This window comes from Nocardia sp. NPDC058176, assembly GCF_042883805.1.
Taxonomy (GTDB): Bacteria; Actinomycetota; Actinomycetes; order Mycobacteriales; family Mycobacteriaceae; genus Nocardia.
In genome coordinates this window covers 180,652-200,179 of the sequence record NZ_JBHVVA010000004.1, presented here as the reverse complement: position 1 = coordinate 200,179, position 19,528 = coordinate 180,652, and the positions used below count along the sequence as shown (strand labels likewise).

Sequence of the window (19,528 nt, the reverse complement as noted above, 5' to 3'; positions counted from 1 at the left end):
GAGTCACGCTGTCGCTCATTGCAGCCAGCCCTTGTTGCGCCGGTCCTGGTAGTAGAGATCGTCGTCGTCGGGCTCATCGGGCGTGACGACCCGATCGCGATTGGGCTTGCGCGTACCGGGGACGACCTTGGGCTCCTCGGCGATGTGAGCGGCGGGCGCGGGTCCGCCCGGGGACGGCTCGCTCGCGGGCGCCTCGGCCGGCTCATCCGGCACCTCGTTGCGGTACCGCTCCAGAATCGCCTCACCAGCCGCGGCCCACCGCTGCCGCTCGTCGGCGGGCGTGTTCGCGACATCGGCGAGCGCCTTCGGGACAACCGCGTCGGACAGTCGCAGGAACGCCTCGCTCTGGGCCAGCTCGCGCATGCTCGTCTTGCCTTCGGCGATGTCGCGGAACTGCTTCTGCAGGCCCTTGTCGATATCGCTGTCGGCCAGGATTTTCAGAGCTTTCGCGAGATGCCTCGACATTCCGGTGTCGCCACCGGCGAGATCGAGCATCGGCTCGTTGTCGCGCTTCATGTCACACTCCGGGATGGTCGTAGGAGGTGGACGCCAGCTCGGGCACCTCGGCGGCCTGAATCGCCGATCCACCGGCGACCAGGTAGCCCATCATCGCTTCCGCGCCGTTGACGATGTTGCCGATCATGCTGATGACCTGCACCACCTTGAGCGCCATGAAGGCGAGGATCGCCGCCTCGACGGCCTTCAGGGCGGCCACGGCCGGTGCACCGACCACACTGCTCGCCGCGGCCGCCTGCGCCGCCCACGTGACGACCAGCTGGATGACGAGATCACCGAGATACTGCACCACGCCGGCGATACCGTTCGCCATGCCGTACGAGGCGAGGGCGAATTCGTCGAGCGCGTCGGCGACCTCGTTCATCGGGTCGATCTGACTGTCCAGAGCCGCGGTCAATCCGGAAAAGAATTCGCGTGCGCTGTCGGCCGCGTTACCCTTCCACGAATCCTCGACATTACTCATCGAGGTATCGATCGAATTGTGGAAAGCGGTATTGTATTCGGTGAGATTCCGAATCGCTCCCGCGGACTGCTGCAACGCACCCCAGTCGCCGGAGAGTTTGTTGGTGATGGTCCCGAGCAGATCGGTTCCGGTCACGCCCTTGATGATCAAATTCGCATAGTACGTCAGGCTCACACCGTTTCCGGCGATGATGAGCTCGACGAAGTCCGGGACGGGATCCGAGCTGGTGGGAGCGGTCAGCTTGTCGATCGGGTAGGCGCTGGGATCATAGGTGCTCAATTTACTCGACATTTGCCGGCCTCACTCGGAAACGTACGTGCGGTCGAGCGCTTCGGCCGAGGCACTGTCGGTCTTGCGGTACATTTTCGCGGCGTTCGTCAGCTCGGTGGACGACGCATCGGTGACCCGCCCCAGGCGTTCGTAATTCGCCTTCACGACATCACAGGCACCCTGCAGCTGTTCCAGCACCGGGGTGAGAATCTCACCGCCGCTGCCCTGCACGTCGAGCCACTCCGTCGAATAGGCGACCGCACGGGAATTGTCTTCGGCAATTTTCCACAGCCCCCGCGCCGCCAGATCGATGTCATCCGGATCAACAGTGAAATCATAGGAGGAGATTTTTCGCACTATTCAGGTCCCACATTCGCTCGACGGGCCGCCGCCCTGGTCACACCGTGCCGGTCGCCCCCAACAGGCGGCTATCCATACTCTCTTGGACGCGCTCGCCACCCGCCTGGATCCGCTGTGTGACGCATGTCACCAGCGACGGCTACAGCGGGAAGACGTGGTGTTTGCGGGGGTTGCGGTGGAGTTTCTTGTCCTGCAACAACTTCAGGGCTCGGCGGATTTCGAGGCGGGTGGTGGAGGGTTCGATGACGGCGTCGATGTAGCCGCGTTCGGCGGCGATCCAGGGGGTGGCCATGGTGGCGTTGTAGAAGTCGATGAGTTGCTGGCGGACGGCGGCGCGCTGGTCTTCGGGGGCGGCGGCGATCTGGGCGGCGCCGATGAGGCTGACCGCGCTTTCGGCGCCCATGACGGCGATGCGGGCGGTGGGCCAGGCGAGGTTGATGTCGGCGCCGAGTTGTTTGGAGCCCATCACGGCGTATCCGCCGCCGTAGGACTTGCGGACCACCAGGGTGATCTTGGGGACCGAGGCCTCGACGAAGGAGAACAGGAAGCGGCCGCCGCGCTTGATGACGCCGATCTTCTCCTGTTCCACGCCGGGCAGGAAGCCGGGGGTGTCGACGACGAAGATCAGCGGGATCTCGAAGGCGTCGCACAGGCGCACGAAATGTGAGCCCTTGTCGGAGGCACGGGCATCGAGGGCCCCGGCCGACACCATCGGCTGATTGGCGACGACGCCGACCGAACGACCGTCGACACGGGCGAAACCGGTGATGATGTTGGTGCCGGACTCGGCGCTGATCTCCTTGAACTCACCGTCGTCGAAGATGCGCAGCAGCACGTCGTGCATGTCGTAGCCGGCGTTGTCGGCGTCGGGGATGATGCCGTCGAGCTCGCGGTCGGAATCGGTGATCTCGGGTTCCATCCCGGGATTCACCAGCGGCGGGAGTTCCTGGCAGCTGGTCGGCATGTAGCTCAGGTACTCGCGCACCCACTGGAAGGCGGCGTCCTCGTCCTTGGCGACATGGTGGATGTTGCCGTACTGCGCCTGGGTGCGCGCGCCGCCGAGTTCCTCGAGGCTCACGTCCTCGCCGGTGACCTCTTTGATCACCTTCGGGCCGGTGACGAACATGTGCGCCGACTCGGTGGCGACCACGACATCGGTGTTGATCGGCTGATACACCGCGCCACCCGCGCAGTTGCCGAGAATCATCGAGACCAGCGGAACCATGCCCGACAGCGGCTCGACGGCCAGCGCCATGTTCGCGTACCAGGCCAGTGAGCTCACCGCCTCCTGCACGCGCGCACCACCGGAATCGTTGATCCCGACCAGCGGCACCCCGACCTTCGACGCGTACTGCATGATCCCGCACAGCTTGCGCCCGAAGGCCTCGCCGACCGAACCGCCGTAAACGGTCTGATCGTGCGAGAACACCGCCACCGGCCTGCCGTCGACCAGACCGTGCCCGACCACGACCCCGTCGCCGTAGAGCGCAGTCGGATCACCGGGCTTGCGGACCAGCGCGCCGATCTCGACGAAGGTGCCCGGATCCATCAGCATGTCGATCCGGGCCCGAGCACTCGGGATCCCCTTACGCGCCCGCTTCTCTATGCCCTTTGCACCCGTGGGTTCTTTGGAAAGGTCGAGCCGGTGGTGAAGATCCGCGAGTTTCTCGGCGGTGGTGCTCACTTAGCTCCCTTCGGCGGAGATCCTCGTGAGCTTGGCGGCGAGGTCGGCACCGATCTGGCCGATACGCGGCTCATCGACGATCTGCAGGTGGTCGCCCGGGATGTGGACGACTTCGAGGTTGGAGACGTATTCATCCCAGCCGCCGTTGGGCTTGCGGTCGGCGAAGCGGGGCTCGAGTTCGATGGCACCGTCGTGGTAGCGGTCGGCGAGGTAGAGGACCACATCGCCGTCGTACTTGCGCGGTTGCACCTGCGCCAGTGCGCGATTCTCGATCCACGAGGTGCGCTGATGCTCGAGCACACCGCCGGGGATCTTCGCGCCGGACAGCTTGATCAAGTCGCTGATCATCGAGAACTGCTCGGCATCGGTGGCAGCGGCAAGCTCCTCGATCTGGCCGCGGTCCAGTTCGGCGGGAACGTTGTAGGTCTTCTTCGCGAAGGCCTGGTAACGCTCGAGGCGGCGCACGCGCTCCTCGGGGCTGTTGTCCTCGTCCTCGACCGTCATCGCGAGGTCGATCAGTCCGACGTAACGCACGTCGGCGCCTTCCTCGCGGAGCAGCTGACCCACCTGCATCGCCAGCACCGCGCCCAGCGACCAGCCGTACAACACGTACGGGCCGTCACCCTGGATCTTGCGCAGCTCGGGCAGGTACTGGCGGGCGCGTTCCTCGATGGAGCCGTCGACCCGCTCGATGCCGTACATCGGGGTGTCGGCGGGCAGGCGCCGCAGCAGCGGCTCGTAGACGAGGGTGTTTCCGCCGGCCGGATGGAACACGAAAACCGGTGTGGCGTCGGAGCCTTCGGTCCGCGTACGCAGCGGACGGATGAAACCGTCGACATCGGCACCGCTGTCCTGCAGCTGCCGGACCACATCGGCGAGCTGCTCGATCGTCTCGCCATCGAGCACATCGTCGACGGTGACCTCCGCACCCACCCGCTCGGTGAGGCGGGCCGCCAGCTTCTCGGCGACCTCCTCTTCCAGGATCGGGAGCGTGTTGAAGATGCCACCCGGAGACGTACCGGTGACGACAGCCCACGACGCGTAGGTGAGGCGCTCGGCCGCGTCACGTGGCGGAACATTGTCCTCGTCGCCCGCCGGGGCCGAGTAGTCCACATCGGGGATCGCCTGCGCGGCTGTACCGTTCACGACCGGCACGGTCGCGGCAGCGGGGGTCTCTGTGCTGCTCGCCTCGGTCGAGGCCGTTGAAGCAGCATCCGAAACCGATTCGGCGGCAGCGGTATCCGACGCCTGCTCAGCAGCATCCGACGGCAGCTCGGCACCCGCCTTCTTCGCGGCAGCCAGCGGATCATCACCCGCGGCGATCGCGGCCCGCGCGGCCTCGACGAAGTTGGCGTCGACACCCAGCTCGACATCTTCACCGGCCGCCTTGGCCGCAGCCTGCTTCTCCGCCATGGCCGCGACCTCGTCGCGGTGCTCGATGGCGTAGCGCAGCACCTTGGCGACCTCGTTGAGGCTGGCGTCGCGCACGGCGGAGACCTGCAGCTGCGGGATGTCGAATTCGTATTCGACGCGGTTCTTGATGCGCATCGCCATCAGCGAGTCGAGGCCGAGTTCCATCAGCGGGATCTCCATCGGGAGGTCCTCGACGGCGTAGCCCATGGATTCGGCGACGATGATGCACAGCCGCTGCTCGACGGTCTCGCCGCTGTCGGGGTTCCAGCGGTCGCTGGTGGCGACGGCGAGCTCGGCGGCGGTCGGTGTGGCGGCGGTGTCGGTGGCCGGAACGGCAACGGCGGCAACCGGTTCGGGCAGGGCGGCACCGGAGGTGACGACCGCGTCGAACAGCAGCGCGAAGCCGACGGGCGACTTGGCGTGCACCTGCACCGAGGCACCACCGAGGTGCGGGGTGAGAGTGGTGGTCAGCGTGCCGGTGGTGGGCAGCGCGCCGTGCGGGTGCGAAACCGTGACGGCGACATCGGAGAGCACCTGGGCGGCAGCGGCTTTCACCAGCGCGGCCAGATCGGTGACCGAGGAGGCCTGGACCTCCCAGGCGTGGCGGCCGTCGGGCAGGGCGACGTGCGCGCCGGGCACGCGGGAGTTGCCACCCGAGGAGATCTTGGCCTTCGGCCAGTACTGCTTGCGCACGAACGCGGTCCGCGGCACGTCGGCGTAATCGCCTTCGGGCAGCAGCGAACTCAGGTTCACGGCGTGGCCGTGCACGTAGAGCTGGGCGAGCGCGCCGATCACACCGGCGGACTCGTCCTCCTTGCGCTTGAGCGTGGGGATGAGCTGCGCGTCGTGCACGCCCGCGGCGAAGGTGGTGCCGAGGACCTGCATCAGCGCAACGGAATTGGGCGCCAGCTCCAGGAAGGTGGTGTGCCCGGAATCGACGGCGGCCTTGATCGCGTTGGTGAAGTACACCGCGTGGCGCATGTTCTTCACCCAGTAGGGCTCGTCGTGGATGGGGTCGGAGCCGGGCTTGAACAGCAGGCCCTCGTGGACGGTCGAGTACAGGCCGACCTTCAGCGAGGTGGGCTCGATGCCTGCCAGTTCGGCGGCCAGTTCGCCCAGCAGCGGGTCCATCTGTGAGGTGTGCCCGGCGCCGCGGGTGGGCAGGATGCGGGCGAACTTGCCCATGCCCTCCACCTCGGCAACGATCTGCTCGACCTGCTCGCGCGGCCCGCCGATGACGGTGTTGGTCGGCGCGGCGTACACCGCGCACTCCACGTCGGGGAAGCGCGGCAGCAGCTCGGCCACGTCGTGGGCGCTGAGTTCGACGAGTGCCATGTTGCGCACGTCGTCCTCGGTGATCATCTGCTCGCCCTCGCCCATCAGGCGCGAACGGGCGCAGATCACGCGCACCGCGTCCTCGAGGCTCAGGCCACCGGCGATGTAGGCGCCCGCGACCTCACCCATCGAATGACCGACCACCGCAGCGGGTTCGGCGCCGTGCGCGCGCAGCAGCGCGGCCAGGCCGAGCTGGGTGGTGAAGATGCCGACCTGGCAGGTGCCGACGTCGTAGTCCTGCTCGTCGTCGAGGAACATCTCGCGGATCGAGTAGCCCGCCTCGTCCTGCACCAGCTCGTCGACCTGGTCGACGGTCTTGCGGAAGATCGAGTTCTCGTTGTAGAGCTGCTTGGACATCTTGCGGTGCTGCGCGCCGAAGCCACACATCACCCACACCGGCGCGGCGGCGGCCGGGGAATCGGCGGTGAACACGCCCGCACCGGGCTTGCCCTCGGCGATGGCGCGCAGACCGGCGACGGCCTCCTCGTGCGTCTTGGCCAGCACCACACCGCGCGAACGCTGGTGGCTGCGCTTGGCCAGCGCGCGGGCGACCTCGGTCAGCGGCACGTCCTTGCCGGGACCCTCGAGCCAGTCGGCCAGCTCGGTGGCGGCGCGCTTGCGGCGCGAGGGCAGGTAGGCGGAGACCGGCAGGATCACCGGCAGCGGCTCGGCGCGTTCGCCGTCCCACTCGAGGACGGGCTCGGCGGCGATCTCGGTGATCGCGGTGGCCTCGGCGACGACGTCGGTGGTCTCCTCGTCGTCGAGGACCTCGGCCTCGGCCAGCTGCTCGGCGGTGACCTCGGGAACCAGCTCGGGCACGACGCTCGGCACGTATTCCTGCAGCACCACGTGCGCGTTGGTGCCACCGAAACCGAAGCCGGAGATGCCGACGGTCGCCACGCCGCTGTAGCGCGGGTACTCGGTGGGCTCGTCGACGACCGAGAGGTTGGCCTGCTCGAACGGGATGTACGGGCTCGGGCCCGCGAAGCCGATGTTCGGCGGAATCACGTTGTGCTGGAACGACATCAGCACCTTGGCGAGGGAAGGCACGCCCGCCGCGGATTCGAGGTGACCGAAGTTGGTCTTCACCGAGCCGAGCAGCGCGGGCTTGTCGGCATCACGGCCGCGGCCGACGACGCGGGCCAGCGCCTCGGCTTCGATCGGATCGCCGATGGGGGTGCCGGTGCCGTGCGCCTCGATGTAGTCGACGGTCGACGGGGCGATGCCCGCGTCACGGTAGGCGGCGCGCAGGACGTCGGCCTGGGCCTCCGGGTTGGGGGCGAACAGGCCGTTGGAGCGGCCGTCGGAGTTCACCGCGGAACCCTTGATCACGCCCAGGATGTTGTCGCCGTCGCGCTCGGCGTCGGCCAGTCGCTTGAGGACGACCAGACCGGCGCCCTCGGAACGGACCATGCCGTCGGCATCGGAGGAGAACGCCTTGATGTGCCCGTCCTTGGCGACCGCGCCGTTCTGGTCGAAGCCGAGGGTGATGACGGGGGCCAGGATCATGTTCACGCCACCGGCCAGCGCCACATCGGCCTCGCCCTGGCGCAGCGCGCGCACGGCCTGGTGCACGGCGACGATGGTCGACGAGCAGGCGGTGTCGACGGTGACCGACGGGCCACGGAAGTCGAAGAAGTAGGAGACGCGGTTGGCGATGACACCGGTCGACGCGCCCAGCAGGGCGTACCCCTCGGCCGACACCGGCAGGCTCGGATCGCGATCGCCGAGACCGAGGGAGGCGATCAGCTGGAAATCGCTGGTCGACGAGCCGACGAACACGCCGACCTGCCCGCCCTTGAGATCACTGGCCGGAATGCGCGCGTGCTCGAGCGCCTCCCAGGTGAGCTCCATCATCAGCCGCTGCTGCGGATCGACCCGCTCCACCTCGACCGGCGACATGGCGAAGAACTCGGCGTCGAAGCCCTTGACCACGTCCTGGTCCAGGTAACCGCCGAGGGTGTTGCCCGCCTCGATGGCCTGCTCGACCGACGGATCGGCACGGAACTCGTCCCAGCGTCCCTCGGGCAGCTCACGGATCGCGTCCCCGCGACCGATGATGAAATCCCAGGTCGACTCCGGCGTCGTCCCCGCACCCGGCAGCCTCATCGACAGACCGACGACGGCGATGTCGTGCGCCTCCGACGGCGTGTACGCGGCGGTGTAGTCCTCGGAGTCCTCCGCGGGCAGCTCCGGCTCACCGTTGACGATGATCTCGGCCAGCGAGCCGATCGTCGGATGCTGGTAGATCACCGTGGGAGCGAGGGTGACCCCGGCGTAGTCCTCGATGTCCCCGCCGAGGGCGAGGGCGTCGCGCGAGGCGAGCCCGAATTCCTCCATCGGCCGATCCACCGTGATCGCCTCGATCGACTGCCCGGTCGCCTCGGCGACCCACTTGCGCAGCCATTCGCGCACCTCGGCGACCGAGAGCTCACCGGCCGGGGCGGCCGTCGCCTCGGGGGTCGGGACGGCCGCGGCTGCAGGGGTGTCGGTCCCCTGGTCGTCGGCGCGGTTCTGGGAGCCCTCGTTGTTTGCCATCAGTTCCTCAAGCTACCTGTCTGCGTACGGGGCGCGCCGTGGAATGACGCCCGGCATGCGTGTCATGCCGGGCGTCATCGCCTACTCGGTGTGCCGATTACTCTTCTGGTGCATCGGGGAAAGCCTGCTGGGTGTAACCACCGCGCAGCGTTCCCTCGAGGTAGGCGGCCTTGCAGGCCCGCCGGGCGATCTTGCCGCTGGAGGTCCGCGGAATCGAACCCGCGGGCACCAGCAGGATGTCACGAGCGGTGACGCCGTGCCGCTGCGAGACCGCCGCGCGCACCGCGTCGGCGATCGGGCCCGGATCGGCCTTGCCCGCGCCGGGACCACGCTCGCCCACGATGACCAGCTGTTCGGAGGCATCGTCGGCGTCGAACTTCAGGCCCGAATGGCTGTCGGCGCCGAAGACCTCCGGCGGCAGCTGGTTGGCCGGCACCGAGAACGCGGCGACGAAACCGGGCCGCAGCGCCTTGGACGACTCCTGGGCGGAGAACTCCAGATCCTGCGGGTAGTGGTTGCGGCCGTCGACGATCACCAGGTCCTTGACGCGACCGGTGATGTAGAGCTCGCCGTCGAAGAACACGCCGTAGTCGCCGGTCCGCAGCCAGTCGGCGTCGGCATCGGTGCCCTCGGCGTGGCTGCCCTCGGCGAGCCGCTCGGTGACCTTGTTGCGGAACGCCTTGGTCGACTCGTCCGGGCGGCCCCAGTAGCCGATGCCCATGTTGTTGCCGTGCAGCCAGATCTCGCCGACCCGGCCGTCGGGCAGCTCGCGGCCGCCCTCGGGCGACTCGACCGTCTCGCCGTCGATGATCGTGGCCCACTGCGACAGCGCCACGTAACCGCAGGCGACCTGCGCGATGGCGTTCTCGTGCGACGGGTCGACGCGCACCATCCGGCCCGCGTTCAGCTCGTGCCGGTCGACGTAGATGACCTTGGCCTCGTCGTCGGACTTCGTCGCCGAGACGAACAGCGTCGCCTCCGCCATGCCGTAGCAGGGCTTGATGGCGGTCTTGGGCAGGCCGTACGGGGCGAACGCGTCGTTGAACTTCTTCATCGACGACACCGTCACCGGCTCGGAACCGTTGATCAGGCCGATCACGTTCGACAGGTCGAGCGACTCGCCCGCCTTGGGCAGGCCACGCGCGGCGGCGTGCTCGAACGCGAAGTTCGGCGCCGCGGCGAAGGTGCCCGCACCGTCGGAGACCGCGGCCAGCTCGTTGATCCAGCGCGAGGGGCGGCGCACGAACGCGCTCGGCGACATGATGGTGATGTAGCGGCCGCCGACCGCGGGCAGGATCACCGTCAGCAGGCCCATGTCGTGGAACAGCGGCAGCCAGGTGACGCCGCGCGAGTTCCAGTCCAGGTTGATCGCCTTGACCATCTGCAGCAGGTTGGTGCCGACCGCGCGGTGGGTGATCTCCACGCCGGCGGGCACCCGGGTCGAGCCCGAGGTGTACTGCAGGTAGGCGATGTCGTCGATCGCGGTGTCGGGGCGGATCCAGGAATCACCGAGGGTGTCGGGGATCGCGTCGACGGCGATGATCCGGGGGCGCTGCGCGGCGGGCAGCGAGCGGAAGAACTGGCGGACACCGGCGGCCGAGGAGGTCGCGGTGAGGATCGCCGAGGGCTCGCAGTCGCCGAGCACGGCGTGCAGCCGGTCGGTGTGGCCCGGCTCGTCCGGGTCGAACAGCGGCACCGCGATGGTGCCCGCGTAGATCGCCGCGAAGAAGGAGATCACGTAGTCCAGGCCCTGCGGCGCGAGGATCGCGACCCGGTCGCCCGGGTTGGTCACCTGTTGCAGGCGAGCGGCCACCGCGCGCAGCCGAACTCCGAACTCCTGCCAGGTCAGCTCGTGCACCTCGCCGTCGCGTTCCCGCGAGTAGTCGATGTAGCGGTACGCGAGCGTGTTCGCATCGTTACGGGTGTGCTTCTCGACGTGATCGACCAGGGTCCGACCCTCGGGAATGATGATGTTCCCGGTCTCGTCCAGGTAGTCGTCGAAAGTCTCTTCCATTCCTTCTTCTCCTCCGAGGCCCGGACACCGGTGAATCATCGCAACGCACTGCGGCGCTGACACCTGTGAGGCCCCGACTCGCTATCGCCACCGGCCTGCCGGACCACGCCGAGCGTGCGTCCTGACAACCTGGCGGATTTTCGAGCGGTCTGCGCGGTAGACCGCTATCGGCTAGATGTTCTCAAACCAGAGTCATGTTACAGAGAACCCCCGCTCAGTCCTCCCGCAGCAGCGGAATGACAGGCGCGAAAGCGTCCATCTGGGTGGGGAAGATGCCCACATACGACATCGACGTGAGTTCGCGCACACGCTTGACCTGTTCGGCGATCTCCTCGAACGTGCCGATCGCGATGTAGGGCGAATTCAGGATCTGCTCGACGGTGAGCTCCACGTCGACCTCGAGGTCGGGGTGCAGGCCGCGGGCGATCGCGTTCAACGCCATCTCCGCCGTCTTCTCCCGGTCGTCGGTGATGACGATGGCGGTGATGGCCCAGTTCAGCTCGATGTCGGCGAACCGGTCACCGGCAGCCTCCTTGACGATGTTGACCTTCTCGATCGTCTTCTCGAGCGTGATGCCCGAGAGCAGGCCCTTACCGTTCTTGGTGGTCTGCGGGACGATGGAGACGATGTCGGCGTGCTTGGCCGCCAGCGCCAGCATCTTCGGGCCGCCACCGCCGGTGCACAGCGGCGGACGCGGACCCTGGCGCGGCCGGGGGGTGCCCTTGATGCCGCGCACCTGGTAGTGCTTGCCCTCGAAGTTGCACTCCTGGCCGCGCAGCAGCGTGTCCAGGATGGTCAGTGACTCGTCGAGCTTCTCCAGCCGGACACCGGGGCGTTCGAACGGGATCCCCGCGTTGTCGAACTCCTCCTTGATCCAGCCCGCGCCGACACCGACCTCGAGCCTGCCCTTGGACAGCACGTCGATGGTGGCCAGGTCCTTGGCCAGCACGACGGGATGGCGCAGGCCGTTCGCCAGCACCGAGGTGCCGAGGCGAATCGTGGAGGTGGCCTGGGTGAGCGCGCCCAGCGCGGCGATCGGGCCGATCTGGTCGCCCAGGTGATCGGGGACGAAGAACGTGTCGTACCCGTATTCCTCGGCCTGCTGCGCGGTCTGCACGAACTTGCGAGCGCCGCCCTCCTGCTTGTTGCCCTCTCCGGCCGCTCCGAAGCGGAACGGACGCAGCGGCGTACCCAGCGCGGTCAACTCACCGACGGGTGCGGCAGCTTCGGTCATGAACTCTTCGCTCCTGGCTGTGCGGTGTATGCGGGCTCGATCACCAGCGCACTTTACAGCGTGCGAGCGAATCGGAGTGCGGATGTCACAGCGAGGCATGATCGGTGGCAATCACGCACCCGCTGTGACTGTGACAACTCCGCCAGGAGGGGCTCAGGAATGCGGCGGGTGTGGCGCGCCCTCGATGAGTCCGGCCGCCCAGTTCACCGTCCACTGGGTGGCCGTGGTGCCGTTGCCGTCGACGGTGTTGGTGGCGTAGAGCGCGTGCACCGGGTTGCCCGCCGAGCGGATGAGCGCGGCCAGACTGCCCAGCGCGTTGGCCGGATTGAGGGCCTCGCGCGGCGCGTCGCAGATCATGTCGCCGGGCGCGCAGATCGAGTTCACCTTCGGCGCCAGCGTGCCGAAGCCACCGGGGCGAGGGCCGGTCATGCTGATGCCAGGGACATTGACGCCCTTGAGCGCCACCTCGGCGCCCTGACCGGTGGGCACCGGGTCGCCGATCTCGGTGGGCTGGCCGGGGCCGTTCTCGGCGGTGCGGCGGCCGTCGGCGATCACCGTCACGCCGAGCACCTTGTCCTCGGGCACCGGGCCGTTGCCCGCGCCGATCTGGGCGGCCACGTCACCGGCGATCACCGCGCCCTGGGAGAACCCGGCGATCACGTAGGTGGTCAGCGGGCATTCGCGGTGCCGCTGGGCCAGGATGTCGGTCGCCCGCGCGGTGCCCTCGGTGCGGCTGTTGTTGTAGGAGGCCTGCCCGTCCGGCGGCAGGGCGATCGGGTTCGAGAACTGAGCCACGTACGGAACCGTGTACACCTCGAGCCGGTCGTCGGGGAACTGCGCGCGCAGCGGCCCGCTCACGCTGAGCATCAGCGAGATCGGGTTCGAGTTCGGGTTGTAGGGATCGTCGTTGCTGGCCGACTCCCAGGTGCCCGGGATCGAGAGCAGCATCACATCGGGACAATCCGCCGACTGCGACGTGGGCGGCGGCGGACCGGGCGGTGTCGGCCCCGGCTCGCGCAACCGGCCTGCCAGCAGGTACCACAGCAGCACGATGACGATCACGACCAGCACGAGCAGTGCCAGCACGGTCAGACAGCCCGCGGGCCAGAACCTGCGGGCGCGTCGCGTCGGACGGGCGTTCACTAGCAGTAGGTCGAGGTCGCGGCGGCGATGTAGATCTCGGCTGCCTTGTTGACATCCATCTTCGACTCGTCGAAGGCGGGATCGGTTCCGGCCATCGCGGCGACGAAGGTGGCGATATCGGCGTCACTGGCGCCGGTGGCGCGGGTCGAGCAGATGTAGCTCGCCGCGGTCAGCGCGATCGACGGATCGGCCGGGTTGATCCCGTTCTTGCTCAGCTCGTCGAGGAAGGCCTGATCGTTGCCCGTGACCGGCCCGGCCGGGGTCGGCTGGCCCTCCGGTGCGGTCTGCGGCTGCTCGGGAACCGAGGAATCCGGCGACGGCGTGGGATCGGCCTCCGACGGCGGGGTGATGACCTCGGCCGAGGTCGTCGAGGCGGCGGCGCTCGAGGAGAGGGTGGGCGTCTGCGACGCGGTCGAGTCGTTGCCACCACAGGCCGACAACAGGGCGACGGCAGCCAGGGCCGCGACCGATCCGGCTACCTTGCCAGGGATCCGATGCATGAAGATGTCTTTCCTCGATCATTCGTCAGGGAAGCGGTCGCTGACCAGGCTAGCCGGACAACCATCCACTTCGCGTTGCACGCGACGATGCTCAGAGAGTTCTCAGTCCGGGCTCACACCCCGTGAACTTCGGATTTGCCGCCTCGCACCACGATGAACCCGGTCTGAAAATTCTGCTGGGTCCCGCCGGGGACGGTGAATTCGTCGCTCACCGGATAGCCGAGCCTGCCGTTCTCGAAGCCCTGCGCGCCCCAGGCGTCGGCGAGCGCGCCGTTGCGCACCGACCACGCGCCCGAGAGCGGACTCCAGTAGATGTTGCCGCCCTCGAACTTCGCGTACCGGCCGAAGTCCTTCAACGGCTCCTCCTCGGCGGCCGGGAAGCCCAGCGGGCTGTTCTCGAAGCCGAGTTCGGCGTACTTGTCGAGGATGAAGCCCTCCAGCCGGTGCGCGCCGGTGGCGGCGCTGTAGAAGATCGGGCCGTGCTCGAAGGACTGCACCGAACCCTCGCGGCTGGGCGTCGGCGCCTCGGCGGCCACCGGATAGCCCGCGGGTCCGCCCTCGAAACCCTGCTTGCCCCAGGCGTCGAGGATCGCGCCGCGCACCACCTGCGCGCCGGTGGCCGGGGTCCAGTAGATCGAGCCGTGCTCGAAGGTCTGCATCCGCCCGCGGTTGTCGGGCAGGCCGCGCTCGGCGCCGGTCGGCAGGCCGAGCGGGGAATCGGGTCCGCCGACACCGGCGTAGGTGCCGCCGATCCGCCCGGCCACCGCGTGCGCGCCGGTCGCGGCGGAATGGAAGACCCGCCCGTTGCGGAAGTCCTGCACGACGCCGGAAGCCGCGGGGTATTCCGCGGTCATGCAGCCGCCGAGCCAGTCGGCCCCGGTCGCGACCGCCTCGATCGCCCCGCCGACGGTGCATTCCGCACCACCGGCATCGGTGCCGAGCGCCGCGGCCGCCTGGTTCCAGGACTGACGCATCTCGAAATCCCAGTACGGCCAGGTGTGGGTACCGGCCGGACGGTAGTTGGCCTGCACCGGAATCGACAGCTTCTCCAGCTTGGCCACGAAGTTCTGGGTGGACATCCTGGCCAGGATCTCCAGACCGGTGCCCGCCCAGTTCTCGCTGATCAGCGGCATCGTGCTGAGCTGGTCGTGGGTACCGGCCAGGCCGCTGCCGCTGGAGACGTACATGCTCACGCCCTCCAGCTTCTCGGCCAGCAGGTACGGATCGTGCGCGGCCCATTCCGGACCACCGGGCGGACCCCACATGGCGCCCGAGTCGAACCCGCCCGCGTCCTTGTTGGCGAACTGGATCGCCTGCGGCATCCCGAGCGTCGTCGTGGTGAGCAGCCCCGAGTAGGACGCCGCGTACTTCATCAGGCCCGGATTGCGGCCCGCCAGATTCATCGCGGCCGTACCGCCCATCGAAAGCCCTTGCACCCCACGCACATCCGAGGTGCGCCAGTCGCGTTCGAGGACCGGGATCAGTTCCTTGGTCAGGAACGTCTCCCACTTGTAGGTGAAACCGTTGTCGGGCGAGATCCAGTCGGCGTACCAGCTGGCCTGGCCGCCGACCGGCAGCACCACGTTGACGTTCTTGTCGGCGTAGAAGACCTCGGCGTCGGCGTCCTTGGTCCAGCCGTTCTCGTCGTCCTGGGCGCGCAGCCCGTCCAGCATCAGCAGCAGGGGGAACTTCGCGTCGGGCTGGGAGTTCCAGTCCCTGGCCAGCAGCATCTGCACCTGGATCGGGGTGTTCATGGCGGGCGAGAACACCCACATCGCCACCCGGCGATCGGAGAGCCATTCCACCCGCTGGACTCCGGCGGCGGCCGCGTTGGCCTGGGCGGGAACGGCGACGGCCGGTGCGAGCAGGGCGGCGGTCATGGCCGCGATGCTGACAAGTTTCCGGCTTCGCCGCATCGGCGCTCGGACACGATGTTTCAACACACGCGACCTCCTCATCCCCGCCCTGGGACCAGCCTCACCGATGAGTTGTACCGCAGCGCGGACCGATAACCGGGGAAGACACGCGATAGCCGGGCACAGCAAAAAGACCGGCCCACCCTGCGGGTGGACCGGTCTTATCGGTGTTGCTGGGCGGAAACTATCAGGCGCCCAGTGCGTTCAGGATGTGCGGACGCGCCTTCCACAGCTGGTCTTCCCAGTACTTCCACGAGTGGGTGCCGTTGGACGGGAAGTCGTAGACCGCGTTGATGCCGAGGGTGTTGAGCCGGGACTGGAAGGCCCTGGTGCTCACCATCGAGATGACCTCGATGCCCATCGCGTTGGCGGTGTTGTAGGCGCCACCGAGACCGGCCGGACGATCGTGCTCACCGGGCAGGCCACTCGCCGCGGAGATGTACATCGGCAGACCACGCAGCTCGGGCGCGAAGACCATCGGGTCCATCCGCAGCCACGCCGGGCTCCACGGCGCGGCCATGGAGTCGACGTTGAAACGGCCCGCGTCGAGCATCATCACGCGGATGGCCTCACGCATGCCGGGAGCGTTCCAGTTCAGCGGGCCCGAGAGCGAGGACGCGTGCTTGAACTGATCGCGGTGCAGCGCGGCGAGGCGCAGCGCCGCCGGGCCCGACATCGACAGGCCGAGCGCCGCGTTGTTGGTGCGGGAGACGCCGTAGCCCTCGAGGAAGGTGGGCAGCTCCTCGGTCAGGAAGGTCTCCCACTTGTAGGTGGTCTTCTGGCCGTTGGTGTTGCTCGCCGAGGTCCAGTCGGCGTACCAGCTGGACTGGCCACCGACCGGCATCACCAGGGTGACGTTGTCGTTGGCGAACTGCTCGAGCGCGTTGGTCTCGAACGACCAGGCGTTGCGGTCGTCGCGCGCCCGCAGGCCGTCGAGCAGGTAGAGCGCGGCGGTACCGCCGTGGCGCGCCCACTGCACCTGGACCTTCACCGGGCCCATCTTCGACGGCACCATCAGCTCTTCGTACCCGCCCGCAGGCGCCCGCAGCACCGGTGCGGACACCGGGGCGGCGAATGCGGTCGGGGCCGCCCCCGCGGCGAGCGGCAGCACGAGGGCCGCTGCGCCGACAGCTAGAATTCGATTACGCCAACCACGAGGTGCTACTGCTCGGGACATGCCCGAGTGGTCACCCTTCGGCGCGGTGGCCCTGCCGAAACGCATGTGAATTCCGCTCTCTTTCTGCTGTTGTGGCATGCCAGTCTTGTCTCGACGCACCGGCCGGACCCCGACAATCCGGCCGATCGAACAGGTGAAACAACGATCTGGTCACACTTACGCTCGCCGCAGAATATTCGACGGCTGAATCACTTGCAAGGCCAACAGAACTCGGCGCTCGAAATCGGTGCGCCGGTCGCGGCGATCGGCCGAGCTCAGCGGCCGTGAACCTCCGGTTCACCCCGGCGAGCGCCGGAAAACAAACGCCCGGCGCGGGAATGCGCCGGGCGTTTCCTGCTCGAGCCGGACTAGCCGATGTTGTTCGACAAATCCGGAATCATCCGCAGCGCCTCGTCATTCCAGTTGTTCCAGGCGTGGATGCCGAAGGGCGGGAACGAGTAGTGGACATTGCGGGCGCCGAGGGTGGCCATGCGGACCTCGAAGGCCCGCGTGTTGGCCAGCGCGAGCGCCTCGAGCGCCATCCCGTTGACGGTGCCCATGTGCGGGCCGTCGGTATTGCTCGGCAGGCCCGAGGCGGCCGCTATCCACAGCCGGGTGTTGTTGCCGACCAGGTTGGGGGCGAAGACGAACGGGTCCATCCGCAGCCACTGTGGGCCCCACGGCGGTGCCATCGAGTCCACGTTGTAGCCGCCCGCGTCGAGCATGGCGATGCGGATGGCCTCGCGCATGCCGGGCGCGGAGATGTTGAGGTAGCCGGAGAACGCGCCGGCGAAGGAGAACTGGTCCGGGTGGTAGGCGGCCAGGGTCAGCGCGGCCGAGCCGCCCATCGACAGGCCGAAGACGCCGTTGCGGTTCGGGTTGAAGCCGAGCCGGGCGGCCAGCGCGTTGCGCAGATGGTTGGTGAGGAACGATTCCCAGGTGTAGCGGTAGCTCTTGCCGGGGCCGCCGGAGAAGGCGTCGGCCGCACCGGAGCCGGAGCCGCCGGGGCCCGCGCCCGGAATGCCGAAGAACTCGCTCGGGGCGTTCCAGTCGGCGTAGAAGCTGGACATGCCGCCGACCGGCATCACCACGTTGATGTTGGCCGCGGCGAGCGCGTTGGGGATGTCGGTCTCGATCTCCCAGCCGTTGAGCGTCTCCGGCGCGCGCTGGCCGTCGAGGACGTAGACGACGCGGTGGGTGTTGCCGTCGCGCGCGCGCAGAACGCGGGACTTGATCGGGCCCATCTCGGGCGAATCGACCCAGAAGTCGAACGCGGCGGGATTGAACGCCGCCGACGCGGGGGCGATGCCACCGGTGACGACCGTCCCGATCGGCACCAGCAGTGCCATGGACACGCCTGCGGCCCAGCGCCGCACCCAGGAACCCGGTGCCGCGACCTTCACGGGCCCACGCTTGCGGCGCAGTGTACGCATTCGATCAGACCTTTCTCGCAGACCGAATGCGCAAATCCCGAGCTACGCAGTCGGATCCCTCATCGGGCGTCGAGATGGATCAATCCAGGGCAAAACGGACGATTCAACCTCGACGCATGCTCACTGTGTATCAATCGGTGACGAATGCACTACATGTTGCTGGAAAGTGACCGTGAGCACAACTCACAGTCACTTCTCGGACATGATTCGTCACCGGCTCTGGGTCGGATCGTGACGAAAACGAGAAAACCGCCCGGTGCGTCGCGCACCGGGCGGTTTTTCGTCGAGCGTTCGAGCTAGCCGATGTTCGCGGAGAGATCCGGGATCATGCGGTGGACTTCGGTCTCCCAGTTGCGCCAGTTGTGCACGCCGGTGATCGGGAAGTCGAAGTGCGCGTTGCCGCCGCCGAGGGTGGCCATCCGGACCTGGAAGGCCCGGCTGTTCACCATGGCGAGCAGCTCGAGCGGCACGCCCTGGACGATCTCCATCGGGTTGGACACGTCACCCGCGCCCGGGATACCGCTGGCGGCCGAGACCCACACGCGGGTGCCGTTGCCGACCAGGCGCGGCGCGAAGACGAACGGGTCCATCCGCAGCCACTGCGGGCCCCACGGCGGCGCCATCGCGTCGATGTTGAAGCCACCGGCCGAGACCATCGCGACTCGCATGGCCTCACGCATACCCGGCGCGGAGATGTTCAGGTAGCCGGAGAACGAACCGGCGAAGCTGAACTGATCCGGGTGGTAGGCGGCCAGCGTCAGCGCGGCCGAGCCGCCCATCGACAGACCGAACACACCGTTGCGGTTGGGGTTGAAGCCAAGCCGCTGGGCCAGCGCGTTGCGCAGGTTGTTGGTCAGGAAGCTTTCCCACTTGTAGGTGTTCTTCTTGCCTGCCACCTGGGCGGGGGCGATCGACGAACCGGTCATCGCGGAACCGGTGGCCGCCGAACCGGTCGAGCTGCCGCCCGAACCGGCATCGATGCCGAAGAAGTTGCTCGGGGCGTTCCAGTCCGCGTAGAAGCTGGACTGGCCGCCGACCGGCATCACGACATTGATGTTGTTCGCGGTCAGCGCACGGGCGACCTCGGTGTCGATCTCCCAGCCGCTGAGATCGTCACGGGCGCGCATACCGTCGAGCGCGTAGACCACGCGACCGGTGTTGCCGTCCGCGGCGCGGAAGATCCGCGACTTGATCGGGCCCATCTCGGAGTCGACCCAGAAATCGAAACCATCCGGGTTGAAAGCCGCCGACGCGGTACCGGCAGGGCCGGCCACCGATGCTCCCAGCGGCAGCACAACCGCCAACGAAACCAGTGCTGCCCGCTTGAGCCAGCCGGCTCCCCTGGTTCTCAGACGTCCGCCACGCATTCTGTTTTGGGCCTTTCCTCGTGCGGTTCGCGCGGAACCGCGGTTGCAAATGCCGCCGACTGACATCCGGCACACCAGTGCGCCGACGGGCGAGGTTCTCGTTGACCATATCGCTACATCGATAGCCTGGCGTTACCGAAAAGTGATTTAGCGGTATACGCCACTGCGAAACGCCTGGCCAACGGG

At 67.9% G+C, this 19,528-nt stretch carries 13 protein-coding genes; all 13 read right to left on the bottom strand.

The features are described from left to right. Positions 1–15 precede the first annotated feature (15 nt). The 13 genes from ACFVVM_RS22245 to ACFVVM_RS22185 all read right to left on the bottom strand — a co-directional run bounded on the left by ACFVVM_RS22245 (position 16) and on the right by ACFVVM_RS22185 (position 19,342). Positions 16–516, bottom strand: coding sequence for a hypothetical protein (locus tag ACFVVM_RS22245; RefSeq protein ID WP_387621355.1), 501 nt, complete (start codon positions 514–516; stop codon positions 16–18). A 1-nt stretch (position 517) separates the two neighbouring features. Continuing rightward, positions 518–1,270 (bottom strand): WXG100 family type VII secretion target, encoded by a 753-nt coding sequence (locus ACFVVM_RS22240; RefSeq protein ID WP_387621352.1) that lies wholly within the window; start codon positions 1,268–1,270, stop codon positions 518–520. A gap of 9 nt (positions 1,271–1,279) precedes the next feature. Beyond that, positions 1,280–1,606, bottom strand: a complete 327-nt coding sequence (locus ACFVVM_RS22235; protein WP_387621349.1) for a type VII secretion target — start codon at positions 1,604–1,606, stop codon at positions 1,280–1,282. A 142-nt stretch (positions 1,607–1,748) separates the two neighbouring features. Further along, positions 1,749–3,293 carry an acyl-CoA carboxylase subunit beta gene (locus ACFVVM_RS22230; RefSeq protein ID WP_387621347.1) on the bottom strand — a complete coding sequence of 515 codons (1,545 nt, stop codon included), beginning with the start codon at positions 3,291–3,293 and terminating at the stop codon, positions 1,749–1,751. Continuing rightward, entirely contained in the window at positions 3,294–8,579 is a 5,286-nt protein-coding gene (gene pks13, locus ACFVVM_RS22225; protein WP_387621344.1) for a polyketide synthase Pks13, read from the bottom strand. 97 nt (positions 8,580–8,676) lie between these two features. Further along, complete coding sequence (fadD32, locus tag ACFVVM_RS22220; protein ID WP_387621341.1) at positions 8,677–10,593, bottom strand: long-chain-fatty-acid--AMP ligase FadD32; 1,917 nt, start codon at positions 10,591–10,593, stop codon at positions 8,677–8,679. Between the two features lie 214 nt (positions 10,594–10,807). Beyond that, positions 10,808–11,827 (bottom strand): LLM class F420-dependent oxidoreductase, encoded by a 1,020-nt coding sequence (locus ACFVVM_RS22215; protein ID WP_387621338.1) that lies wholly within the window; start codon positions 11,825–11,827, stop codon positions 10,808–10,810. A gap of 153 nt (positions 11,828–11,980) precedes the next feature. Next, positions 11,981–12,976, bottom strand: coding sequence for a cutinase family protein (locus ACFVVM_RS22210; protein WP_387622312.1), 996 nt, complete (start codon positions 12,974–12,976; stop codon positions 11,981–11,983). Further along, positions 12,970–13,470 (bottom strand): DUF732 domain-containing protein, encoded by a 501-nt coding sequence (locus tag ACFVVM_RS22205; RefSeq protein WP_387621335.1) that lies wholly within the window; start codon positions 13,468–13,470, stop codon positions 12,970–12,972. Before ACFVVM_RS22205 ends, ACFVVM_RS22210 begins: the two co-directional genes overlap by 7 nt. A 113-nt stretch (positions 13,471–13,583) precedes the next feature. After that, a complete protein-coding gene (locus ACFVVM_RS22200) occupies positions 13,584–15,386 on the bottom strand; it encodes an alpha/beta hydrolase-fold protein (protein WP_387621332.1) in 1,803 nt (600 codons plus the stop codon). Between the two features lie 187 nt (positions 15,387–15,573). Continuing rightward, entirely contained in the window at positions 15,574–16,563 is a 990-nt protein-coding gene (locus tag ACFVVM_RS22195; protein ID WP_387621329.1) for an alpha/beta hydrolase, read from the bottom strand. Positions 16,564–16,910: 347 nt separating this feature from the next. Then, complete coding sequence (locus ACFVVM_RS22190) at positions 16,911–17,975, bottom strand: alpha/beta hydrolase (protein WP_387621326.1); 1,065 nt, start codon at positions 17,973–17,975, stop codon at positions 16,911–16,913. A gap of 296 nt (positions 17,976–18,271) precedes the next feature. Then, positions 18,272–19,342, bottom strand: a complete 1,071-nt coding sequence (locus tag ACFVVM_RS22185; protein ID WP_387621323.1) for an alpha/beta hydrolase — start codon at positions 19,340–19,342, stop codon at positions 18,272–18,274. Positions 19,343–19,528 lie beyond the last annotated feature (186 nt).

Bases quoted from the DNA above. Each gene is read 5' to 3' on its own strand.
- ACFVVM_RS22200 (WP_387621332.1), bottom strand. From the start codon at position 15,386: ATGCGGCGAAGCCGGAAACTTGTCAGCATCGCGGCCATGACCGCCGCC.
- ACFVVM_RS22245 (WP_387621355.1), bottom strand. From the start codon at position 516: ATGAAGCGCGACAACGAGCCGATGCTCGATCTCGCCGGTGGCGACACC.
- ACFVVM_RS22190 (WP_387621326.1), bottom strand. From the start codon at position 17,975: ATGCGTACACTGCGCCGCAAGCGTGGGCCCGTGAAGGTCGCGGCACCG.
- ACFVVM_RS22185 (WP_387621323.1), bottom strand. From the start codon at position 19,342: ATGCGTGGCGGACGTCTGAGAACCAGGGGAGCCGGCTGGCTCAAGCGG.
- ACFVVM_RS22205 (WP_387621335.1), bottom strand. From the start codon at position 13,470: ATGCATCGGATCCCTGGCAAGGTAGCCGGATCGGTCGCGGCCCTGGCT.
- ACFVVM_RS22195 (WP_387621329.1), bottom strand. From the start codon at position 16,563: ATGTCCCGAGCAGTAGCACCTCGTGGTTGGCGTAATCGAATTCTAGCT.
- fadD32 (WP_387621341.1), bottom strand. From the start codon at position 10,593: ATGGAAGAGACTTTCGACGACTACCTGGACGAGACCGGGAACATCATC.
- ACFVVM_RS22215 (WP_387621338.1), bottom strand. From the start codon at position 11,827: ATGACCGAAGCTGCCGCACCCGTCGGTGAGTTGACCGCGCTGGGTACG.
- pks13 (WP_387621344.1), bottom strand. From the start codon at position 8,579: ATGGCAAACAACGAGGGCTCCCAGAACCGCGCCGACGACCAGGGGACC.
- ACFVVM_RS22240 (WP_387621352.1), bottom strand. From the start codon at position 1,270: ATGTCGAGTAAATTGAGCACCTATGATCCCAGCGCCTACCCGATCGAC.